20 protein-coding genes are annotated in these 20,534 nt (G+C 54.9%); 12 read left to right on the top strand and 8 right to left on the bottom strand.

The window, feature by feature from the left end; all coding sequences use genetic code 11:
- The first annotated feature begins 319 nt into the window (after positions 1 to 319).
- The 4 genes from DBY68_RS06755 to ybiJ all read left to right on the top strand — a co-directional run bounded on the left by DBY68_RS06755 (position 320) and on the right by ybiJ (position 4,246).
- Entirely contained in the window at positions 320 to 2,608 is a 2,289-nt protein-coding gene (locus DBY68_RS06755) for a catecholate siderophore receptor Fiu (RefSeq protein ID WP_108473812.1), read from the top strand.
- Positions 2,609 to 2,688: 80 nt separating this feature from the next.
- Complete coding sequence (gene ybiX, locus DBY68_RS06750; RefSeq protein WP_108473813.1) at positions 2,689 to 3,366, top strand: PKHD-type hydroxylase YbiX; 678 nt, start codon at positions 2,689 to 2,691, stop codon at positions 3,364 to 3,366.
- A 69-nt stretch (positions 3,367 to 3,435) separates the two neighbouring features.
- A complete protein-coding gene (locus DBY68_RS06745; protein WP_108473814.1) occupies positions 3,436 to 3,702 on the top strand; it encodes a DksA/TraR family C4-type zinc finger protein in 267 nt (88 codons plus the stop codon).
- 283 nt (positions 3,703 to 3,985) lie between these two features.
- On the top strand, positions 3,986 to 4,246 hold the full coding sequence (ybiJ, locus tag DBY68_RS06740; protein WP_108473815.1) for a DUF1471 family protein YbiJ: 261 nt from the start codon (positions 3,986 to 3,988) through the stop codon (positions 4,244 to 4,246).
- Between the two features lie 137 nt (positions 4,247 to 4,383).
- Here ybiJ and ybiB read toward each other — a convergent pair whose 3' ends face one another.
- From ybiB to rhlE, 3 genes are all read right to left on the bottom strand, one after another.
- Positions 4,384 to 5,346 carry a DNA-binding protein YbiB gene (gene ybiB / locus DBY68_RS06735; protein ID WP_108473816.1) on the bottom strand — a complete coding sequence of 321 codons (963 nt, stop codon included), beginning with the start codon at positions 5,344 to 5,346 and terminating at the stop codon, positions 4,384 to 4,386.
- Positions 5,347 to 5,377: 31 nt separating this feature from the next.
- Positions 5,378 to 7,522, bottom strand: a complete 2,145-nt coding sequence (gene dinG / locus DBY68_RS06730; RefSeq protein ID WP_108473817.1) for an ATP-dependent DNA helicase DinG — start codon at positions 7,520 to 7,522, stop codon at positions 5,378 to 5,380.
- Positions 7,523 to 7,662: 140 nt separating this feature from the next.
- Positions 7,663 to 9,054, bottom strand: coding sequence for an ATP-dependent RNA helicase RhlE (gene rhlE / locus DBY68_RS06725; protein WP_108473818.1), 1,392 nt, complete (start codon positions 9,052 to 9,054; stop codon positions 7,663 to 7,665).
- Between the two features lie 260 nt (positions 9,055 to 9,314).
- Here rhlE and cecR point away from each other — a divergent pair, with 260 nt between their 5' ends.
- The 5 genes from cecR to DBY68_RS06700 are packed head-to-tail and all read left to right on the top strand — an operon-like array spanning position 9,315 to position 14,972.
- A complete protein-coding gene (gene cecR / locus DBY68_RS06720; protein WP_108473819.1) occupies positions 9,315 to 9,992 on the top strand; it encodes a transcriptional regulator CecR in 678 nt (225 codons plus the stop codon).
- Positions 9,989 to 10,981: a secretion protein HlyD gene (gene hlyD / locus DBY68_RS06715; protein ID WP_108473820.1), complete on the top strand. Its 993-nt coding sequence runs from the start codon at positions 9,989 to 9,991 to the stop codon at positions 10,979 to 10,981. The genes cecR and hlyD overlap by 4 nt, the downstream gene beginning before the upstream one ends.
- Entirely contained in the window at positions 10,974 to 12,713 is a 1,740-nt protein-coding gene (locus tag DBY68_RS06710) for an ATP-binding cassette domain-containing protein (RefSeq protein ID WP_108474096.1), read from the top strand. The genes hlyD and DBY68_RS06710 overlap by 8 nt, the downstream gene beginning before the upstream one ends.
- Positions 12,703 to 13,836: an ABC transporter permease gene (locus tag DBY68_RS06705; RefSeq protein WP_108473821.1), complete on the top strand. Its 1,134-nt coding sequence runs from the start codon at positions 12,703 to 12,705 to the stop codon at positions 13,834 to 13,836. The genes DBY68_RS06710 and DBY68_RS06705 overlap by 11 nt, the downstream gene beginning before the upstream one ends.
- 29 nt (positions 13,837 to 13,865) lie before the next feature.
- The gene (locus tag DBY68_RS06700) at positions 13,866 to 14,972 is read left to right on the top strand and encodes an ABC transporter permease (protein ID WP_015965244.1); all 1,107 of its coding nucleotides are present in this window, start codon (positions 13,866 to 13,868) and stop codon (positions 14,970 to 14,972) included.
- On the opposite strand, the gene DBY68_RS06695 is transcribed toward DBY68_RS06700, so the two are convergent.
- On the bottom strand, positions 14,934 to 15,350 hold the full coding sequence (locus DBY68_RS06695) for a YbhQ family protein (RefSeq protein ID WP_108473822.1): 417 nt from the start codon (positions 15,348 to 15,350) through the stop codon (positions 14,934 to 14,936). The genes DBY68_RS06700 and DBY68_RS06695 overlap by 39 nt on opposite strands.
- A gap of 131 nt (positions 15,351 to 15,481) precedes the next feature.
- On the opposite strand from DBY68_RS06695, the gene DBY68_RS06690 reads away from it, so the two are divergent.
- The 3 genes from DBY68_RS06690 to DBY68_RS06680 are packed head-to-tail and all read left to right on the top strand — an operon-like array spanning position 15,482 to position 18,446.
- Positions 15,482 to 16,243 carry an endonuclease/exonuclease/phosphatase family protein gene (locus DBY68_RS06690; protein WP_108473823.1) on the top strand — a complete coding sequence of 254 codons (762 nt, stop codon included), beginning with the start codon at positions 15,482 to 15,484 and terminating at the stop codon, positions 16,241 to 16,243.
- On the top strand, positions 16,240 to 17,481 hold the full coding sequence (gene clsB, locus DBY68_RS06685; RefSeq protein WP_108473824.1) for a cardiolipin synthase ClsB: 1,242 nt from the start codon (positions 16,240 to 16,242) through the stop codon (positions 17,479 to 17,481). Before DBY68_RS06690 ends, clsB begins: the two co-directional genes overlap by 4 nt.
- Before the next feature lie 5 nt (positions 17,482 to 17,486).
- Positions 17,487 to 18,446 carry a YbhN family protein gene (locus tag DBY68_RS06680; RefSeq protein ID WP_108474097.1) on the top strand — a complete coding sequence of 320 codons (960 nt, stop codon included), beginning with the start codon at positions 17,487 to 17,489 and terminating at the stop codon, positions 18,444 to 18,446.
- A 43-nt stretch (positions 18,447 to 18,489) separates the two neighbouring features.
- Here the strand turns inward: DBY68_RS06680 and DBY68_RS06675 are convergent, their stop codons facing one another.
- From DBY68_RS06675 to moaC, 4 genes are all read right to left on the bottom strand, one after another.
- The gene (locus tag DBY68_RS06675; protein ID WP_108473825.1) at positions 18,490 to 19,194 is read right to left on the bottom strand and encodes a Bax inhibitor-1/YccA family protein; all 705 of its coding nucleotides are present in this window, start codon (positions 19,192 to 19,194) and stop codon (positions 18,490 to 18,492) included.
- A gap of 147 nt (positions 19,195 to 19,341) precedes the next feature.
- Complete coding sequence (gene moaE, locus DBY68_RS06670) at positions 19,342 to 19,806, bottom strand: molybdopterin synthase catalytic subunit MoaE (protein ID WP_108473826.1); 465 nt, start codon at positions 19,804 to 19,806, stop codon at positions 19,342 to 19,344.
- 2 nt (positions 19,807 to 19,808) lie between these two features.
- A complete protein-coding gene (moaD, locus tag DBY68_RS06665) occupies positions 19,809 to 20,054 on the bottom strand; it encodes a molybdopterin synthase sulfur carrier subunit (protein ID WP_108473827.1) in 246 nt (81 codons plus the stop codon).
- The gene (gene moaC, locus DBY68_RS06660; RefSeq protein WP_108473828.1) at positions 20,047 to 20,532 is read right to left on the bottom strand and encodes a cyclic pyranopterin monophosphate synthase MoaC; all 486 of its coding nucleotides are present in this window, start codon (positions 20,530 to 20,532) and stop codon (positions 20,047 to 20,049) included. The genes moaD and moaC overlap by 8 nt, the downstream gene beginning before the upstream one ends.
- Positions 20,533 to 20,534: the final 2 nt, after the last annotated feature.

The raw sequence follows: 20,534 nt of genomic DNA, 5'->3' as shown, positions 1-20,534 counted from the left end.
CATTATCTTCTCTGCTCTTTTGGCAGGGAAGATAATCAAAGTTACCCCTTTCGCAAATGTCCGATTTTCGAATCGGCTATCACACGCAGCGTTCGGCTAAAAGCCCTTACACTCCCTGAGCCTTATGTATAAAAAAAGGAGCAAATGTAAATTTTTGTATTTATTTTTCCATAAATGAGTGTTAGAAAGTTACGCGTTTGATAATGCTTCTCACAATCATTATCAAACGTATTTGTAAAACCTGCCGTGACCGGGGCAAAGAAGTGCTCTGCTGTCATCGTAAAAACAGCTCGTTAAAAATTATAAGACGCTCATTTATATGGATAATAATCGCAATTTACCGTTCAACAGTTTTAGTTCACTCACTTTCTTTACGGGCCTGTGTATCGGTTTAACACCGGTTGGTCAGGCAGCCGCCGCCGACAGTAAAGATCAAAAATCCGCTGATACGCTGGTGGTGGAGGCGCAGGCACCTTCCCTCTACGCGCCGCAGAAATCCGCCGACCCGAAATTCAGCCGCCCGATTGCGGATACTACGCGTACCGTTACCGTGATTTCCGATCAGGTGTTAAAAGATCAGGGCGTGAATAACCTGACCGATGCGCTGAAGAATGTGCCTGGCGTGGGTGCCTTCTTCGCCGGGGAAAACGGCAGTTCGTCAACCGGTGACGCCATTTATATGCGTGGCGCGGATACTTCAAACAGTATCTATGTCGATGGCGTACGCGATATCGGCAGCGTCTCGCGCGATACGTTCAATACCGAGCAGGTGGAAGTGATCAAAGGCCCGTCGGGCAGCGACTATGGGCGCAGTGCACCAACCGGTTCGATCAATATGATCAGCAAGCAGCCGCGCCTGGATTCCGGGATCGACGCCTCCGCCAGCATCGGCAGCGCGTGGTTCCGCCGCGGCACGCTCGATATTAACGAAGCGATCGGCGAAACCTCCGCCGTGCGTCTGAACGTGATGGGCGAGAAAACCCACGATGCGGGCCGTGATAAAGTACAGAATGAACGCTACGGCGTTGCGCCTTCCGTGGCCTTCGGTCTGGGGACAGAAAACCGTCTTTACCTGAACTATCTGCACGTTACCCAGCACAATACCCCGGATGGCGGTATCCCGACTATCGGCCTGCCGGGTTACTCAGCGCCAAACGCGGCAACCTCTGCGCTGAACGGTTCCGGCAAGGTGAACACCAGCAACTTCTATGGTACGGATTCCGATTACGACGACTCCACCACTGATACCGCCACTATGCGCTTCGAGCATGATTTCAATGACACCACGACCATCCGAAACACCACTCGCTGGTCGCGTGTGAAGCAGGACTACCTGATGACGGCGGTGATGGGCGGTGCCAGCAATATCGGCATGCCGGATCCAAACAACGTCGGTAGCTGGACCTGGACGCGCACGCCGAACACCAAGGATGTCAGCAACAAGATCCTCACCAACCAGACCAACCTGACCTCGAAATTTTATACCGGTGCGGTCGGTCACGATATCAGTACTGGCGTTGAGTTCACCCGCGAGACGCAAACCAACTATGGCGTGAACGCGATCACCGCCCCGCCGGTGAATATCTACAGCCCGAACAGCAATATCAACGTCGGCAGCCTGCATCGTAGCGGCGCGAACGCTAATGGCCAAACCGACACATTCGGCATCTACGCCTTTGATACGCTGCAAATTACCCATGATTTCGAGCTGAACGGCGGCATTCGTCTGGATAACTACCACACTGAATACGACAGTTCGACGGCCTGCGGCGGTTCTGGCCGTGGTGCGCTCACCTGCCCGACCGGCACGCCGAAAGGCTCGCCAATTAAAACTGTCGATACGGCGAAATCAGGCAACCTGGTGAACTGGAAAGCCGGTGCGCTCTATCACCTGACTGAACAGGGCAATATCTATGTGAACTACGCGATTTCCCAGCAGCCTCCGGGCGGCAGTAACTTCGCGCTGGCCCAGGGCGGAACCGGAAATAGCGCCAACCGCACCGACTTCAAACCGCAAAAAGCGAAAACCAGCGAAGTGGGCACCAAGTGGCAGCTGTTTGATAAGCGCCTGCTGTTGACCGCCGCGCTGTTCCGCACCGACATCGAAAATGAAGTCGCTCAGAATGACGACGGCACCTATTCGCAGTACGGTAAAAAGCGTGTCGAAGGTTACGAGCTGTCTGTCGCGGGTAACATTACGCCGGAGTGGCAGATTATTGGTGGTTACACGCAGCAAAAAGCATCGATTCGGGAAGGCGCGAACGTGGCGCAGGACGGAAGTTCTGCCCTGCCTTACACCCCAGAGCACGCTTTTACCCTGTGGTCGCAGTATCAGGCAACGGACGATATTTCCGTGGGCGCTGGCGCACGCTATGTGGGCAGCATGCATCGTGGCAGCGATGGTGCCGTCGGCACACCGTCTTATACCGAAGGCTACTGGGTCGCGGATGCCAAAGTGGGTTATCGCATCAACCGCAATCTCGATTTGCAACTGAACGTCTACAACCTGTTTGATACGGATTATGTCGCCTCGATTAATAAGAGCGGCTACCGTTACCATCCCGGCGAGCCGAGAACGTTCCTGTTAACCGCGAACGTGCATTTCTAATCACATTACCGGGGCGCTGCGCTTCTTCGGCCTACTGTAGGCCTGATAAGCGTAGCGCATCAGGCAAGGAGAACCTCATCATGATGTACCACATTCCGGGCGTGCTGAACGGCGATGAACTTCACCTGTTAGTGGAAGATGCCAACCGCGCCCCCTGGATTGACGGGCGCGCCACGGTTGGCACCCAGGGCGCGCAGGTTAAAAACAATCAGCAAATTGACACCCAGAACCCGCTCTACGCCGCGCTTCAGGCACGAGTCCTGGCCGCGCTGAATCAGCATTCGCTCTTTTTTGCCGCCGCGCTACCGAAGACGATCTCCACCCCGCTGTTTAACCGCTATCAGCAGCAGGACACCTACGGCTTTCACGTGGATGGCGCCGTGCGCAGTCACCCGCAAAGCGGCTGGATGCGCACTGACCTTTCCGCCACACTCTTTTTAAGCGACCCGGAAAGCTACGACGGTGGCGAACTGGTAGTGAACGATACCTATGGGCAGCACAGCGTGAAGCTTCCGGCAGGCGACCTGGTTCTTTACCCTTCCAGCAGCCTTCACTGCGTAACGCCGGTGACGCGCGGCGTGCGTATTGCTTCGTTTATGTGGATCCAGTCAATGATTCGTGACGATAAGCGCCGGGCGATGCTGTTTGACCTCGACCGCAATATTCAAACGCTAAAAACCCGACACGGGGAATCCGAAGAAGTGCTGTCTCTGCTTAATCTCTATCATAACCTGCTGCGTGAATGGTCGGAGATTTAGGCCTTGTCTGTACGCGAGACGTCCCCATATTGAGTATAATTAGCTCAATAAATAATCAGGAGGTGGACAATGGCTTCAGGTTGGGCAAACGACGGTGCCGTGCAGGATCAAATCGATAGCACCATTGAAGATGCCGTGGCGCGGGCAAGAAGTGGTCTGCCTAAGGGAGAAAGCCGCAAATTTTGTGAAGAATGCGGGGAACCGATTCCAGAAGCGCGTCGGCAGGCAATCCCAGGTGTGCAGTTATGCGTCACCTGCCAGCAGGAGAAAGATTTACATAACTCTACATTTGCAGGATATAATCGCAGAGGATCGAAAGATAGCCAGCTTCGTTGACAGTTCTCTACCTGAGAATACAGCGCAAACGGTTATCTTTACGACCACCTTTTTCGGCTAAAAAAGTCGCAAAAAGTGCCATAATTCATCGAGCAGGTTATTATCCCCCTCCGAAACCATTAATAGCGAAAATAATTTATTAATAATCAGTAAATTAATAGTTGTTCAAAATTATTGATGAAGGCTATCAATTCTCTTCGATTTATTCTTTCGCAATAAAACGTGATACTCATCACATCGACAGAACATCGTCCCCTAACAAATAACCTGCGAGAGATTGAAAATGAAAACTATCAAATATGCTGTTGCTGCTATTGCCCTGTCTACCCTGTCCTTTGGTGCTTTCGCTGCGGAATCCGTAAGCGCAGCTCAGGCTCAGAACATGAACAAAATCGGTGTGGTTTCTGCGGAAGGTGCATCGACTCTGGATGGTCTGGAAGCAAAACTGGCTGCGAAAGCAGAAGCGGCTGGCGCATCTGCTTACAGCATCACCTCTGCTAACACCAACAACAAAGTTAGCGGTACTGCGGTTATCTATAAATAACCGAAAGATTTAACTGCCAGAAGTTGTACCCCGCCAGCTTAACCCACTGGCGGTTGCTGTAACCCTCATTGAACTTGTTGATACCCTTTTTGACGCCCGGCATGCCACGCCGGGTTTTTTTTGTCTTTTTCGGGCACTTAATAAGACTCCGCCACCTTCGCCAGCCCTGCATCCAGTGAGGCTACCTCCCCTGCCGCCAGCAGGCAGCACGCCATCTGGATTTTCAGCGATTGCGGCACCGGCTCGCTTCCTGCCACGCAGCGTTCAATCCAGCGCGCAGTCACTTCCGGATCTTTACCTTCAGGTAAGACTTCGCTTGCTGTTTCCGTCTGCCGTTCGCTCACAATGCGTGTACCCTGCGCATCGATCAGCGTGATTTGCGGGCAACGCTGCGGGTTAGCATACACTTCGCCTTCTGTGCCGTGCATCAACAGCCCACGACCACCGATATCCGAGAAAAATTTCGCCACCTTCCCAACATATTCCGGATGCGAGACGCTCGACAGGCGCAGCGCGGCATCTTCGGCAAACGGCGTCGCCAGCTTCGCCAGCGTGTGCGCACTGTTACGCACGCCCATTCGCCAGCGCATAGCAAGCTGTTTTTCAAGCGACGGACACAGCACCCCCACCGGGATATACACCGGCTGATGACCATCCAGTTTGGCCTGCGCCTGACCCGCATGGCGGGTAGGTTCAATGCCCAGCAATTCAAAAATCGTTTCGCTGATAACCCGGGTCGGATCTTCGCTCACGCCGTGCACCACCACCGGGAAGCCAATTTTGTGCAGGAGGATTGCTAACAGCGGCGTGAGGTTGGCCTGTTTACGCGCGCCGTTATAACTCGGGATCACAATCGGCATCGGTTTACCCACCGGCGGCGTCAGGCGCAGGGTATGCTGCTGCATCGCCTCGTAGAAGCCCAGCATCTCTGCCTCGCCTTCACCTTTAATGCGCAGCGCAATCAAAATGCCGCCCATTTCGAGATCCGGCACATCGCCATTCAGCATATGGGTATAGAGACTGCGCGCGGTATCCTGATCCAGATCGCGGGCATGGTTCTTACCCCGGCCAATCTCTTTAATCACATTGCGTAAATCCATCAGATGCTCCTTGTCCGGTGTCGCGTGCCGATTAGCGTTTTTTGCGACGGGTCGTTTTAGCTTTGGTTTTTACTTTAACATCGGGCACCGCGGGTTGCTCAATAGGAAATACCGGTAGCGCATTCAACAGGCGCTGGCCGTAGTTTTTGGTCAACAGGCGTTTATCGTAAATCACCACTTCGCCCCAGCAGCCATGGCTACGAATCAGTCGTCCCACCTGTTGAATCAGGTTAAATGATGCGCTGGGCAGGCTTTGCACTTCAAACGGATAACGGTTCAGGCTTTTCAGCCATTCACCTTCGGTAATCACCACCGGGCTGTCGATGGGCGGGAAGGCGATTTTGTGGATATGCACCTGGCTTAGCAGTTCGCCTTTTAAATCGAGCCCTTCTGCAAATGATTGTAGCCCCACCAGCACACTACGCTCGCCGTTTTCAACGCGTTTGCGATGTAATTCCACCAGCCGATAACGCGGTTGGTCGCCCTGCACCAACAGCAAAAGGCGCAAATCAGTCACGTGCTCCAGAAAACGCTGCATCGCGCGGTTGCTGGCAAACAGCACCAGCATACCTTTGTGTTTTTTACTTTCCAGCGCCTCGCGGAAATAGGCCGCCATTTCAGCAATGTGCAACTCTTCGTTTTCCATTAACGGCTCGTAGCGCATTTGTGGAATGACGATTTTACCCTGCTCAACGTGATTAAACGGCGAGTCGAGCGCGACGAAGCGATCGCCCGCTTTTTCTTTCAGGCCGCTCATCTCCTGCAAACGCGAGAAACTATTGAGAGACCGCAGGGTCGCGGAAGTCACTACGATGTGCGGCACGCTGCGCCAAAGTAAACGTTCAAGCTGATCGCTGACGCGGATACCCACGCAGTTAAACCACAGATGCATCTGACCATCACGCGTGTCGCGCGTCGCCCACTTAGAGACCGGCGCGCCGGAGGCTTGCGCCAGCGACGCCAGACGCCAGAGCTTGCTTTGCGCCTCAAACATGCCCAGTGCGCGGTTCATTTGCAGGATAACGCGATGCAAACGCACGATATCGTGCGAACCCGTTTTCTCACTGAGATCGTTTAAAAACAGTTCCGCCAGCCCACGCAGCATTTCGGTGAGCTTTGCCAGCCGCTGGACTATTTCCATGATCTCTTCGGGTAACTCGCCCATCGCAAAACGGTGTTCTGCTTCCTGGGTCGCCGGAAGATATAAATTCAGAATGTTGTTGAGTGAAGCAATCAGCTCATAAAGTTCTTCACAGTGAGTGGTCAAACGCTCCGGGATAGCCAGTGGCGGCGTCGTTTTCGGGCGAAACTGCTCCATACAGGTCGCGACCAGCTTGACGAAAAGATCGAGCTGCAAGCGATACCAGGGCGCAGTAATTTCCGCGCTCATCTCCAGCGCATCACGTGCGACATCTGGCAGATGATGTCCTTCATCCAAAACAAGCAGCAGGTTTTTCGGCTCCGGCAGCACCGCTTCGCTTTCCATTGCGGCCATCACCAGCGCGTGGTTAGCGACCACCACTTCCGCTTCCTGGATCTCGCGCCGCGCGACGAAGAACGGGCACTCGCGATAATAGAGGCAATTGCGGTTCAGGCAGCTTGCTTTATCGGTGCTCAGGCGTCGCCATAAATCATCGTTAATCGCGATATCCGTATGATCGCGCAGGCCATCCCATTTATAGCTATCCAGGTCGGCCTTCAGTTTCGCACAACGTTTCTGCTCCTCCTGATTGTTCGGCGTGAGGTCGTCATCCAGAAACGCGAGCAGATCCTGCTGATTGGGCTCGGTGCTCGCCAGCCCGTTGAGGTTACGCGGGCAAACGTAGCGCCCGCGACCAAAGGCGGCGGTAAACTTAAGATCGGGGATGATTTTGCGCAGTAGCGGGAGATCTTTACTGTAGATCTGATCCTGCAACGCGACGTTGGCGGTACTGACGACCAGTGTTTTTTGCTCTTCCCAGGCAATCGCAATGCCGGGAATGAGATAAGAAAGGGTTTTCCCGACGCCGGTCGGCGCTTCGATAGCCAGATGCCGCCCCTCTTCCCCGGCGAGCGTTTTTGCCACGTCAGCAATCATCTGCCGCTGCGGCGCACGGGGAATAAAGTCCGGGATCTGTTCCTGAAGCGCCTTATACCAGGCGGCGATTTGCGCTTTCAGCGCAGCGGTCAATGCCATGAGAAAACCTGAAATACTGTATAAACAGCCACTATTGTGGCACTTTCCTGCGCGGTCGGCAAAAAATAAAGCCTGGCTTGCGGCCAGGCTTCAGAGATGGCAGATGCGCTTTGCTTATCTGCCCTACAACACATAAACCGTTATTGGGCTGCAGACGGTTTACGCGGACGGCGGCGACGCTGTTGTTCGCCTGCGGGTTTGGCATCGCCAATGCGGCGAGATTGTTTCGGTTTAGCGTCAGACTTCGACGCGCCACCTTCGCTACGGCGCGGCTGTTGCTGACCGCGGCCCTGGCTTTGGCCCTGCCCTTGCGGACGACCACCTTGCCCACGTCCACCGCCGTTACCGCCGCGCTGCTGGCGACCATTCTGAATCGGTTCTGCTTTAATGGATGGATCTGGCTCATAGCCCGGCAGCGCAATACGTGGGATCTCTTTTTTCAGCAGTTTTTCGATATCGCGCAGCAGTTTGTGTTCATCAACACACACCAGCGACAACGCTTCCCCGGTTGCCGCCGCACGGCCGGTACGGCCAATACGGTGAACGTAATCTTCCGGTACGTTTGGCAGTTCATAGTTCACCACGTGCGGCAGTTCTTCGATATCCAGGCCACGGGCCGCGATATCGGTCGCCACCAGCACGCGGATATCGCCGGATTTAAAATCAGCCAGCGCACGCGTACGCGCACCCTGCGATTTGTTACCGTGAATAGCCGCACTGCGGATGCCATCTTTATTCAACTGTTCTGCCAGGTGGTTTGCCCCGTGTTTGGTACGGGTGAACACCAGCACCTGACGCCAGTCGCCCTGACCGATCATCTGGGACAGCAGTTCCCGTTTACGTTTCTTATCCACAAAGTGAACGTGCTGAGTCACCTGCTCGGAGGCGGTATTACGGCGCGCGACTTCGATTTCCAGCGGGTTATGCAGCAGCTTTTCTGCCAGTGCTTTAATGTCGTCAGAGAAGGTCGCAGAGAACAGCAGGTTCTGGCGTTTTGCAGGCAGTTTTGCCAGCACGCGGCGAATATCGTGAATGAAGCCCATGTCGAGCATACGGTCTGCTTCATCCAGCACCAGAATTTCGATGTTATCCAGTTTTACCGCGTTTTGATGTTCCAGGTCGAGCAAACGGCCCGGCGTGGCCACCAGGACATCGACACCACCGCGCAGTTTCATCATCTGCGGATTGATGCTCACGCCGCCAAACACCACCAGCGAACGAATGTTCAGGTACTGGCTGTAGTCGCGCACGTTTTCGCCAATTTGCGCGGCGAGTTCACGGGTTGGCGTGAGGATCAGCGCGCGTACCGGGCGACGCCCTTTCGCATGTGGCTGGGTAGTGATCAGATGTTGTAACAGCGGCAGCGTAAAGCCAGCCGTTTTACCAGTACCGGTCTGGGCACTGGCCATCAGGTCACGGCCCTGTAACACCGCAGGAATCGCCTGCTGCTGAATGGGGGTGGGTTCGCGATAGCCCTGCTCTGCAACGGCACGCAAAATTTCAGGGCTAAGCCCTAATGAATCGAAAGACATATTTACTCCACACCCACCCCGACCGCATGCGGTGTAGTTTTCGAGGGGATAAAAAACCAGATAATGACAAAAACCACAATGTCATGAAGGGCCGGAGTGTAGCAGATTTTGTGACCTGGCGCATAAAATATCTCTCCAGTCAGGCGGCCTGCGAGGCGGTGAAAATTCTGTGTTTTCGCCGTTTATTGCGTATACGACTGGACAAGCTCAAAAAACGGTCATAGTGTTAATCAATCGATTGATTAATTTTATGTGACGCGATGAATACGACTCCCATCACCACCAAAGGCGAACAGGCCAAAAGCCAACTCATCGCTGCCGCCCTCGCGCAGTTTGGCGAGTATGGCCTGCATGCCACCACCCGCGACATCGCCGCGCAGGCCGGGCAAAACATTGCGGCGATAACCTACTATTTCGGCTCAAAGGACGACTTATACCTCGCCTGCGCCCAGTGGATTGCTGATTTTATCGGTGAGAACTTTCGCCCACACGTTCAGGCTGCCGAGGCGCTTTTCGCCCAACCAGAGCCTGATAAAGCCGCCATTCATGAACTGATTTTGCGTGCCTGCAAGAACATGATCTTACTGCTGACCCAGGACGATACGGTCAACCTCAGTAAGTTTATTTCACGCGAACAGTTTTCGCCCACCGCCGCCTACCAACATATCCACGACCGGGTGATTGCGCCGATGCATACGCATCTAACACATCTGATTGCCGCCTACACCGGGCGCGATCCGCACGACACGCAAACCATTCTGCACACGCACGCTCTGCTCGGTGAAATCCTCGCCTTCCGGCTTGGGCGCGAAACCATTTTATTGCGTGCCGGTTGGGCGCGATTTGACGACGACAAAGCGGAACAGATTTTCCAGGTGGTGAGCTGCCACATCGATTTCATTTTGCAGGGACTAACGCAAAGGAGCCTGAAACAATGAAAAAGCCGGTCATTATTGCACTGGTACTGGTGCTGATTGTTGCCGCCATTGGCGGAACCTGGTGGTATCAGAGCCGCCAGGACAATGGGCTGACACTCTACGGTAACGTAGATATTCGCACGGTGAATATGAGCTTCCGCGTCGGGGGCCGTCTACAGTCATTAACCGTGGATGAAGGCGATACGATTAAAGCCGGGCAAACGCTGGGACAGCTCGATAAAGCACCCTATGAAAACGCGCTGATGCAGGCGAAAGCCAACGTCTCTACCGCCCAGGCGCAGTATGACCTGATGATGGCGGGTTACCGGGCAGAAGAGATTGCCCAGGCCGCCGCCGCGGTTAAACAGGCGCAGGCCGCTTATGACTACGCGCAGAACTTTTACGCACGTCAGCAGGGGTTATGGAAAAGCCGTACTATTTCCGCCAACGATCTGGAAAATGCGCGCTCATCGCGTGACCAGGCGCTGGCAACGCTGAAATCGGCACAGGATAAACTGAGCCAGTACCGCGCCGGGAATCGTCCGCAGGAAATTGCCCAGGCGAAAGCCAATCTTGAACAGGCGCAGGCGCAGCTGGCGCAATCGACGCTCGATTTGCACGACACCACGCTGGTGGCTCCGTCGGACGGCACGTTGCTTACTCGCGCGGTAGAACCTGGCAGCATGCTTAATGCGGGCAGCACCGCCCTCACCCTTTCCCTGACGCGCCCGGTGTGGGTTCGCGCTTATGTTGACGAAAAGAATCTGAATCAGGCGCAACCGGGACGAGAAATATTGCTCTATACCGATGGTCGTCCGGATAAGCCTTACCACGGCAAAATCGGCTTCGTGTCCCCCACCGCAGAATTTACGCCGAAAACTGTCGAAACGCCGGATCTGCGTACCGATCTGGTTTACCGCCTGCGTATTATCGTCACTGATGCCGACGATACCCTGCGTCAGGGGATGCCTGTCACCCTGAAGTTCAACGATGAGTCGCGCCATGAGTGAAGAGATCATTCAGCTCGACGGGCTGGTGAAGCGCTTTGCCGGGATGGATAAACCCGCCGTCGCGCCGCTGAACTGTACCATTCACTCTGGTTATGTTACTGGGCTGGTGGGGCCGGACGGCGCGGGGAAAACCACCCTGATGCGCATGCTGGCGGGCTTGCTGAAACCCGACGAAGGAACGGCTTCTGTTCTGGGGCTCGATCCTATTGAAAACGACAGCGAGCTACACAGCATGCTGGGCTACATGCCGCAGAAATTTGGCCTGTACGAAGATTTAACGGTGATGGAGAACCTCAATCTTTATGCCGACCTGCGCAGCGTCACCGGCGACGCGCGACAAAAAACCTTTGCGCGTCTGCTGGAGTTCACCGCGCTGGGCCCATTTACCGGGCGACTGGCAGGGAAACTTTCCGGCGGGATGAAACAAAAACTGGGGCTTGCCTGTACGCTGGTGGGCGAACCGAAAGTATTGCTGCTCGATGAACCGGGCGTGGGCGTAGACCCCATCTCACGCCGCGAACTGTGGCAGATGGTGCATGAACTGGCGGGCGACGGGATGCTGATTTTGTGGAGCACCTCCTACCTCGACGAAGCCGAGCAGTGTCGCGACGTGCTGCTGATGAACGAAGGCGAATTGCTCTATCAGGGCGAACCGACGGCGCTCACCAAAACCATGGCCGGGCGCAGTTTCCTGATGAGTAGTCCTGCTGAAAACAACCGCCGCCTGTTACAACGCACGCTGAAATTACCGCAGGTCAGCGACGGGATGATTCAGGGGCGTTCTGTGCGTGTCATCGTCAAAAAAGAGGCCACCGCCGACGATATTCGCCACGCGCCGGACATGCCCGAAATTGAGATTAACGAAACCACGCCGCGCTTTGAAGACGCCTTTATTGACCTGCTGGGCGGGGCGGGAACCTCTGAATCACCGCTGGGGGCTATTCTGCATACGGTTGAAGGCTCGCCGGACGAAACGGTGATTGAGGCCAAACAGCTCACCAAAAAATTCGGGGATTTCGCCGCCACCGACCACGTGGATTTCGCCGTTAAACGCGGGGAAATTTTTGGCCTGCTCGGCCCTAACGGTGCCGGGAAATCGACCACCTTTAAAATGATGTGCGGCCTGCTGGTGCCGACATCCGGCAAAGCGCTGGTGCTGAATATGGATCTGAAAGTGAGTTCAGGAAAAGCGCGCCAGCATTTAGGTTATATGGCGCAAAAATTCTCGCTCTACGGCAACCTGACCGTGGAACAGAACCTGCGCTTTTTCTCTGGCGTCTATGGCCTGCGCGGGCGAGCGCAGAATGACAAAATCGCCCGCATGAGCGAGGCCTTCGGCCTGAAAAGCATCGCCAGCCACGCCACGGATTCGCTGCCGCTCGGCTTTAAGCAGCGTCTGGCGCTCGCCTGCTCGCTAATGCACGAGCCGGATATTCTGTTCCTCGATGAACCCACCTCCGGCGTTGACCCCATCACCCGACGCGAATTCTGGCTGCATATCAACAGCATGGTGGAGAAAGGTGTGACCGTGATGGTCACCACCCACTTTATGGATGAAGCCGAGTATTGCGACCGGATCGGCCTGGTCTATCGCGGTAAACTGATTGCCAGCGGCACGCCGGATGACCTGAAAGCGCAGGCCGCTGACGAGGAACACACCGACCCCACCATGGAGCAGGCTTTTATCACCTTGATCCACAACTGGGATAAGGAGCACGCCGATGCGCACTAGCCCCCTTTCCTGGCGCCGCGTACGCGCGCTGTGCGTGAAAGAGACGCGGCAGATTATCCGCGACCCCAGTAGCTGGCTGATTGCAGTGGTGATCCCCCTGCTGCTGCTGTTTATCTTTGGCTACGGTATCAACCTCGACTCCAGCAAACTGCGGGTGGGCATTTTGCTGGAACAGCAAAGTGAAGAGGCGCTTGATTTTACCCACGCCATGACCGGCTCGCCCTATATCGATGCCACCATCAGCGATAACCGCCAGCAACTGGTTGAGATGATGCAGGCCGGGCGTATTCGCGGGTTAGTGGTCATCCCGGTGAATTTCGACAGCCAGATGGCACGCGACAATGAAACCGCGCCAATTCAGGTGATCACCGATGGCAGCGAGCCGAACACCGCCAACTTTGTGCAGGGCTATACGCAAGGTATCTGGCAGCTATGGCAGGCACAACGTGCGGAAGACAAAGGGCAGGAATTCACACCGCTCATTGATGTTCAAACGCGCTATTGGTTTAACCCGGCCGCCATCAGCCAGCACTTTATCATTCCCGGCGCAGTGACCATCATCATGACGGTGATTGGGGCGATCCTCACGTCGCTGGTGGTGGCGCGCGAATGGGAGCGCGGCACGATGGAAGCGCTGCTGTCAACCGAAGTGACCCGCGTCGAACTGCTGTTGTGTAAGCTGATCCCCTACTACTTCCTTGGCATGCTGGCAATGCTGCTTTGTATGCTGGTGTCGGTGTTTATCCTTGGTGTGCCCTATCGCGGCTCACTGCTGGTGCTGTTTTTCATCACCAGCCTGTTTTTACTTAGCACGCTGGGGATGGGGCTGTTGATTTCAACCATCACCCGTAACCAGTTTAACGCCGCACAGGTAGCGCTGAATGCCGCGTTTCTGCCGTCGATTATGCTGTCCGGGTTTATTTTTCAGATAGACAGTATGCCTGCGGCGATTCGTATCGTGACCTATATCATCCCGGCCCGTTACTTCGTGAGCACGCTGCAAAGTCTGTTCCTGGCGGGCAATATCCCGGTGGTGCTGGTGATTAATACCCTGTTTCTGATTGCCTCGGCGGTGATGTTTATCGGCCTGACGTGGCTCAAAACGAAACGTCGACTGGATTGATTTTTGCCGGATGCGCTGAGGAATAAACTATGTTTTATCGTTTATGGACATTAATCCGCAAAGAGCTGCAATCGCTGCTGCGCGAGCCGCAGACTCGCGCCATTTTGATTCTGCCGGTGCTGATTCAGGTGATTCTTTTCCCTTTTGCCGCGACGCTTGAGGTGACCAACGCCACCATCGCTATCTATAACGAAGATAACGGCAAACACGCGGTTGAGTTAACGCAACGCTTCGCCCGCGCCAAAGCGTTCACTCATGTTCTGCTGCTAAAAAGCCCGCAGGAGATCCAACCCACTATCGACACCCAGAAAGCGTTGCTGCTGGTGCGTTTCCCGGCGGATTTTTCGCGTAATCTGGATACCTTCCAGCAGGCACCTATGCAGTTGATTCTTGACGGGCGAAACTCGAACAGCGCGCAAATCGCGGCCAACTACCTGCAGCAGATCGTCAAAGATTATCAGCAGGAGTTAACCGACGGCCAGGCGAAACCCAACAACAGCGAGCTGGTGGTGCGTAACTGGTATAACCCGAACCTGGACTATAAATGGTTTGTCGTACCGTCGCTGATCGCCATGATCACCACCATTGGCGTGATGATCGTAACGTCGCTCTCCGTCGCCCGCGAACGTGAACAAGGCACGCTGGATCAGCTTCTGGTTTCACCGCTGGCGACCTGGCAGATCTTTATCGGCAAAGCCGTTCCGGCGCTGATTGTCGCGACCTTCCAGGCCACCATCGTGCTGGGTATCGGCATTTGGGCGTATCAGATTCCCTTCGCCGGCTCGCTGGCGCTGTTCTACTTCACCATGATTATCTACGGGTTATCGCTGGTAGGGTTTGGTCTGCTGATTTCATCCCTGTGCGAAACGCAGCAGCAGGCGTTTATCGGTGTGTTCGTCTTTATGATGCCGGCGATTCTGCTGTCGGGATACGTGTCGCCCGTGGAGAACATGCCGGTATGGTTGCAGAATCTGACGTGGATTAACCCGATTCGTCACTTTACGGATATCACCAAGCAAATTTATCTGAAGGATGCGAGCTTAACGATTGTGTGGGGAAGTTTGTGGCCGCTACTGGTGATAGCGGCCACGACAGGCTCAGTGGCGTACGCGATGTTTCGCCGGAAGATCGCCTGAGTTGCGTTTTTTCTCTTTGACTAACAAAGAGACCAACGCTGGCCCGGCGAGGATCGCCAGCCCCGCAAGGGCCAGCAGGAAGTTATTGTGTAACACTCGCGACAGCAGCCATAAGGCGATAATTGCCGCACCAAAATACCAGGTGGTGGTGAGTTCTTCGAGTACATCGCCCACATCACGCCAGCGCTGTTCACGGTGGCGCTGGAATGCCAGCATCAGTATCACCGTTACGCTGTAGAGCACACACAGGCCCAGGCCGACGCGGACTAATGCACCGCCCATCCAGCCCATAACCAGCACCGCCACCACCAGCAAATGCAACATAATCTGCCAGCAACTTAACCCTGTTGCGACACGAACGCGTTGTTGCCACTTCATGGCTTCTTCTCCTGAAGGATTTTATTTGCCTATTCAGAGTACGCCACTTTACGGAAAATTCCGTATCACCGCATCTTTTTGTGACGCCGACTACACTATTTAATCAGGAAGAAAAAGATAACGGGAGCCAAATGACCGCGAACAGCACGCCTTTTTCGGTAAAAATACTGACAATTAACACCCATAAGGGCTTTACGGCTTTTAACCGACGTTTTATTTTGCCAGAGCTTCGCGACGCCGTTCGCACCGTCGGCGCGGATATTGTTTGCCTGCAGGAAGTGCTGGGCGCGCATGAAGTGCATCCGCTGCACGTCGAAAACTGGCCCGATACCAGTCACTACGAATTTCTCGCTGACACGATGTGGAGCGATTATGCTTACGGGCGAAATGCGGTTTATCCGGAAGGGCATCACGGTAACGCGGTGCTCTCACGCTATCCTATTGAACATTTTGAAAATCACGATGTTTCCATCGGTAATAGCGAAAAACGTGGGCTGCTCTATTGTCGAATTACGCCCCCGCATCTTAATACGCCGATTCACGTGATTTGCGTACACCTTGGGCTCGGCGAAAAGCAGCGTCAGGCGCAGATTGTGATGCTGGCCGATTTTGTCAATGCGCTGCCGCAGGGCGAACCGGTTCTGGTGGCCGGCGATTTCAATGACTGGCGACAGAAAGCTAACCATCCATTAAAGGCGAAGGCCGGGCTGGAAGAGATTTTTACCCGCGCCAGGGGTAGACCAGCGCGCACCTTTCCGGTGAGTTTGCCGCTATTGCGACTGGATCGTATCTACGTGAAAAATGCAAATGCCAGTAAACCGACCAAACTTGCTTTACGTGGCTGGCGACACCTTTCAGACCATGCGCCCCTTAGCGCGGAGATCCATCTATGAAATGCGCCTGGCGAGAAGGCAACCAGATTACCCTGCTGGAGAATGGCGATCAGTACTATCCCGCTGTCTTTAAAGCCATTGATCAGGCACAGAGTAAAGTGATCCTCGAAACCTTTATCTGGTTTGAGGACGACGTGGGTAAGCAGTTACATGCCGTGCTGCTGCGTGCCGCGAAACGCGGAGTGCAGATAGAAGCGCTGCTGGACGGCTATGGTTCCCCCGATTTGAGCGACGAGTTTGTTAACGCTCTGACCGAAGCTGGCGTCATTTTCCGCTATTACGATCCCGGCCCGCGTCTTTTTGGAATGCGCACCAACCTCTTTCGCCGTATGCACCGCAAAATCGTTGTGGTGGATGCGCGTATCGCCTTTATTGGCGGCATAAACTACTCCGCCGAACATATGTCGGACTACGGGCCTGAAGCCAAACAAGATTACGCGGTACGTGTGGAAGGCCCGGTAGTCGATGACATCGTTCAGTTTGAACTGGAAAACCTGCCCGAAAATGCCCCGGTACGCCGCTGGTGGCGCCGTCATCATCGCGCAGAAGAGAACCGCAAACCCGGTGAAGCGCAGGCACTGCTGGTGTGGCGCGACAATGGCGAGCACCGTACCGATATCGAACGTCACTATCTGCGGATGCTGGCGACCGCCAAACGCGAAGTGATCATTGCCAATGCCTACTTCTTCCCTGGCTATCGCCTGCTGCACGCCATGCGCCGTGCCGCGCGCCGTGGCGTGCGGGTGAAACTGGTGGTTCAGGGCAATCCGGATATGGCCATCGTCAAAGTGGGCGCGGTGCTGCTCTATCGATACCTGGTCAACAGCGGCGTGCATATCTACGAATACCAACGCCGGCCGTTGCACGGCAAAGTGGCGTTGATGGACGATCATTGGGCGACGGTAGGTTCCAGCAATCTCGATCCGTTAAGTTTGTCGCTGAATCTTGAAGCCAATCTGATGATTCATGACCGTCAGTTTAACCAAACGCTGCGTGACAATCTCAATACCTTAATTAGCCGCGATTCACAGCGCGTGGACGAAAGTATGGTGCCTAAGCGCAGCTGGATAAACCTCGGCATTGGCGTAGTGGTGTTCCACTTCCTGCGCCATTTCCCGGCAATGGCCGGTTGGCTACCCGCACATACGCCAAAACTGGCGGAAGTGCCTCCCCCTGCACAGCCCACGATGGAAACGCAGGATCGCGTCGAACCGGAGAACTCGGGAGCCCGGCAATGAAATGGATGAGTAAAAAACAGTGGAAGTGGACTAAACGTGCCCTGACCTGGCTATTTCTGATTGCCGTCGCGGTACTGCTGGTGCTTTACGCGCGCAAAATTGACTGGCACGAAGTGTGGAACGTCATCCGCGATTATAACCGTCTGGCGCTTCTGGGCGCGGTAGGCCTGGTGATATTCAATTATCTGCTGTATGGCTGCTACGACCTGCTGGCGCGCGTCTGGTGCGGGCATAAGCTGGCTAAACGCCAGGTTATGCTGGTGTCGTTTATCTGCTATGCCTTCAACCTGACGCTCAGCACCTGGGTCGGCGGTATTGGCATGCGCTACCGCCTCTACTCGCGGCTTGGCCTGAAGCCCGGCACCATCACCCGCATCTTTTCCCTGAGTATTTCGACCAATTGGCTGGGGTATTTATTACTGGCGGGCGTGATGTTTACCGGTGGCGCCATCGACCTGCCCCCACACTGGTACATTAACGACACGACTCTTCGACTGCTCGGCGCGGTGCTATTGGCAACGGTACTGATTTATCTGGGATTTTGCGCGTTTGCCAAAAAGCGCCACTATTCCATCAAAGGGCAAAAGCTGGTGCTTCCCACCTGGAAATTCGCCCTCGCCCAGATGGCCATTTCCAGTCTGAACTGGATGGCAATGGGGGCAACCATCTGGCTGCTAATGGGCCAGGCCGTTGATTATTTCTTTGTGCTCGGCGTACTGCTGGTGAGCAGCGTAGTGGCGGTGATTGTGCATATTCCGGCAGGTATCGGGGTGCTGGAAGCGGTATTTGTCGCGCTGCTGGCCAGCGAAGAAGTCTCTTCCGGCACCATTATCGCGGCGCTACTGGTGTGGCGTGTGCTGTATTACTTTATTCCGCTGATGCTGGCGCTGGTGTGTTATCTGGGGCTTGAGAGTCAGGCGAAAAGGATTCGGGAGAGGAATGAAAACGCAGGCAAAAGTTATTAGCAAAAATCCCGGCACTCGTCCGGGATTTTTCGGTGATTAACCGTTAACGGCGGTTGCCAAATATCCGCAGTAGCATCAGGAACAGGTTGATGAAATCGAGATACAGCGTTAACGCGCCAAGAATGGCGGTTTTACGCAGGCTGGATGTATCACGCACATCGATTTGTTCACCGATATTTTTTAGTTTTTGCGTGTCATACGCAGTCAGGCCAACAAATACCACAACGCCAATATAAGTCACCGCCCACATCAGCGCGGTGCTTTTCAGCCAGAAGTTAACCAGCGAGGCCAGAATGATACCAATCAGCGCCATAAAGAGCATATTTCCCAGGCCGCTGAGATCGCGTTTGGTGGTGTAGCCATAGAGGCTCATGATGCCGAACATCCCGCCGCTCACCACAAAGGTACTGGCGATGGAGGAGTAGGTGTAAACGATGAAAATACTGGAAAGCGTCAACCCGGTAAGCGCCGAATAGAGCATAAACAGCGTGGTGGCGACGCCCGCGCTCAAGCGTTGCACCATCCCTGAAAGCACAAAAACCAGCGCCAGTTGCGCGATGATCAGGCCAAAGAAAGTGATTTTGCTGGAGAAGACAAACATCATCACCGCAGGAGTGTTCGCCGCATACCAGGCGATAAACGCCGTCAGCAGCAATCCGCAGGTCATCCAGCCATACACTTGTGCCATATACGTTTGCAGCCCGGAACGGGACTGTACGATTGAATCAGAACGAGGGAATCGATCCATGAGAAGCTCCTGATGATATAAGGAATACCTCAAGGATATCGCAAATATTGCTGGTGTGCATCGACGGAGAGTAAACGTATAGGTATACCCTCCTACAGGGTGTGGGTGAAACCGCCGGATGCGGCTACGCCTTATCCGGCCTAAGGGTCAGGTGTCGTTATGCCAGCGCCCTGCCGCTTGCTTGTCGCTGTCGCGAGCTTCCACCCAGCGGTCGCCTTCCGGCGTGGCTTCGCGCTTCCAGAACGGCGCACGCGTTTTCAAATAGTCCATGATGAACTCGGTGGCTTCAAAACCGCTGCTGCGGTGCGCGCTGGTAACCCCCACAAAGACTATCTCATCGCCCGGCCAGAGTTCGCCGATGCGGTGAATGACCGTGACACGCCCCAGCGGCCAGCGGCCGCGCGCTTCTTCAACGATCTCCGCCAGCGCTTTTTCGGTCATGCCGGGATAATGCTCCAGCGTCAGCGCTTTCACGCTGTCGCCAAGGTTGTGATTACGCACCTTGCCGGTAAACGTCACCACCGCGCCATCTTCATCACGTTCGGCAAGCCAGACATACTCATCGCCCACATTAAACGTTTCGTGGCCGACGCGAATACGCGTTTCGCTCATCATCAACCTCCGGTTACCGGCGGGAAAAATGCCACTTCATCGCCATCAGCAACGATTGTCTCAAAACTGACCAGCGTCTGATTGACCGCCGCCAAGAGTTTCCCCTCTTCCAGCGCCAGCGCCCAGCGACCTTCCTGTGCCGCCAGATGCTGACGGATGTCCTCAACCGTGGCAAACTCCGCCGGAAGCTGCAACGCGTCCGTGCCGACCAATTCGCGAACCTGAGCAAAAAACAGAACCTTAATCATCGCTATCCACCCTGAAATCACCCGATTTGCCGCCGCTTTTCGCCAGCAGGCGCACCGGGCCAATGACCATATCTTTTTGTACCGCTTTGCACATATCGTAAATCGTCAGCGCGGCCACCGATGCGGCCGTTAACGCCTCCATCTCTACGCCGGTTTTACCGGTCAGACGGCAGAGCGTTTCAATACGCACACGGTTTTGCTCCGGCTCGGCCTGAAGATTCACTTCCACTTTGCTGAGCATCAGCGGATGACAAAGCGGGATAAGATCCCAGGTGCGCTTGGCAGCCTGAATCCCTGCAATACGGGCGGTGGCGAACACATCGCCTTTGTGATGGCTACCGTCGATGATCATCGATAAGGTTTCCGGCAGCATGGTGACGAACGCTTCAGCGCGGGCTTCGCGTACGGTTTCGGCCTTGGCAGACACATCCACCATATGGGCTTCGCCCGCCGCGTTGATATGGGTCAGTTGCGACATCG

Source organism: Pseudocitrobacter sp. RIT415 (assembly GCF_003057695.2).
In the GTDB taxonomy this organism is placed as follows: Bacteria; Pseudomonadota; Gammaproteobacteria; order Enterobacterales; family Enterobacteriaceae; genus Pseudocitrobacter; species Pseudocitrobacter faecalis.
Note: the sequence above shows the minus strand (reverse complement) of the source record. Positions and strands in the feature narration are given on the sequence as shown.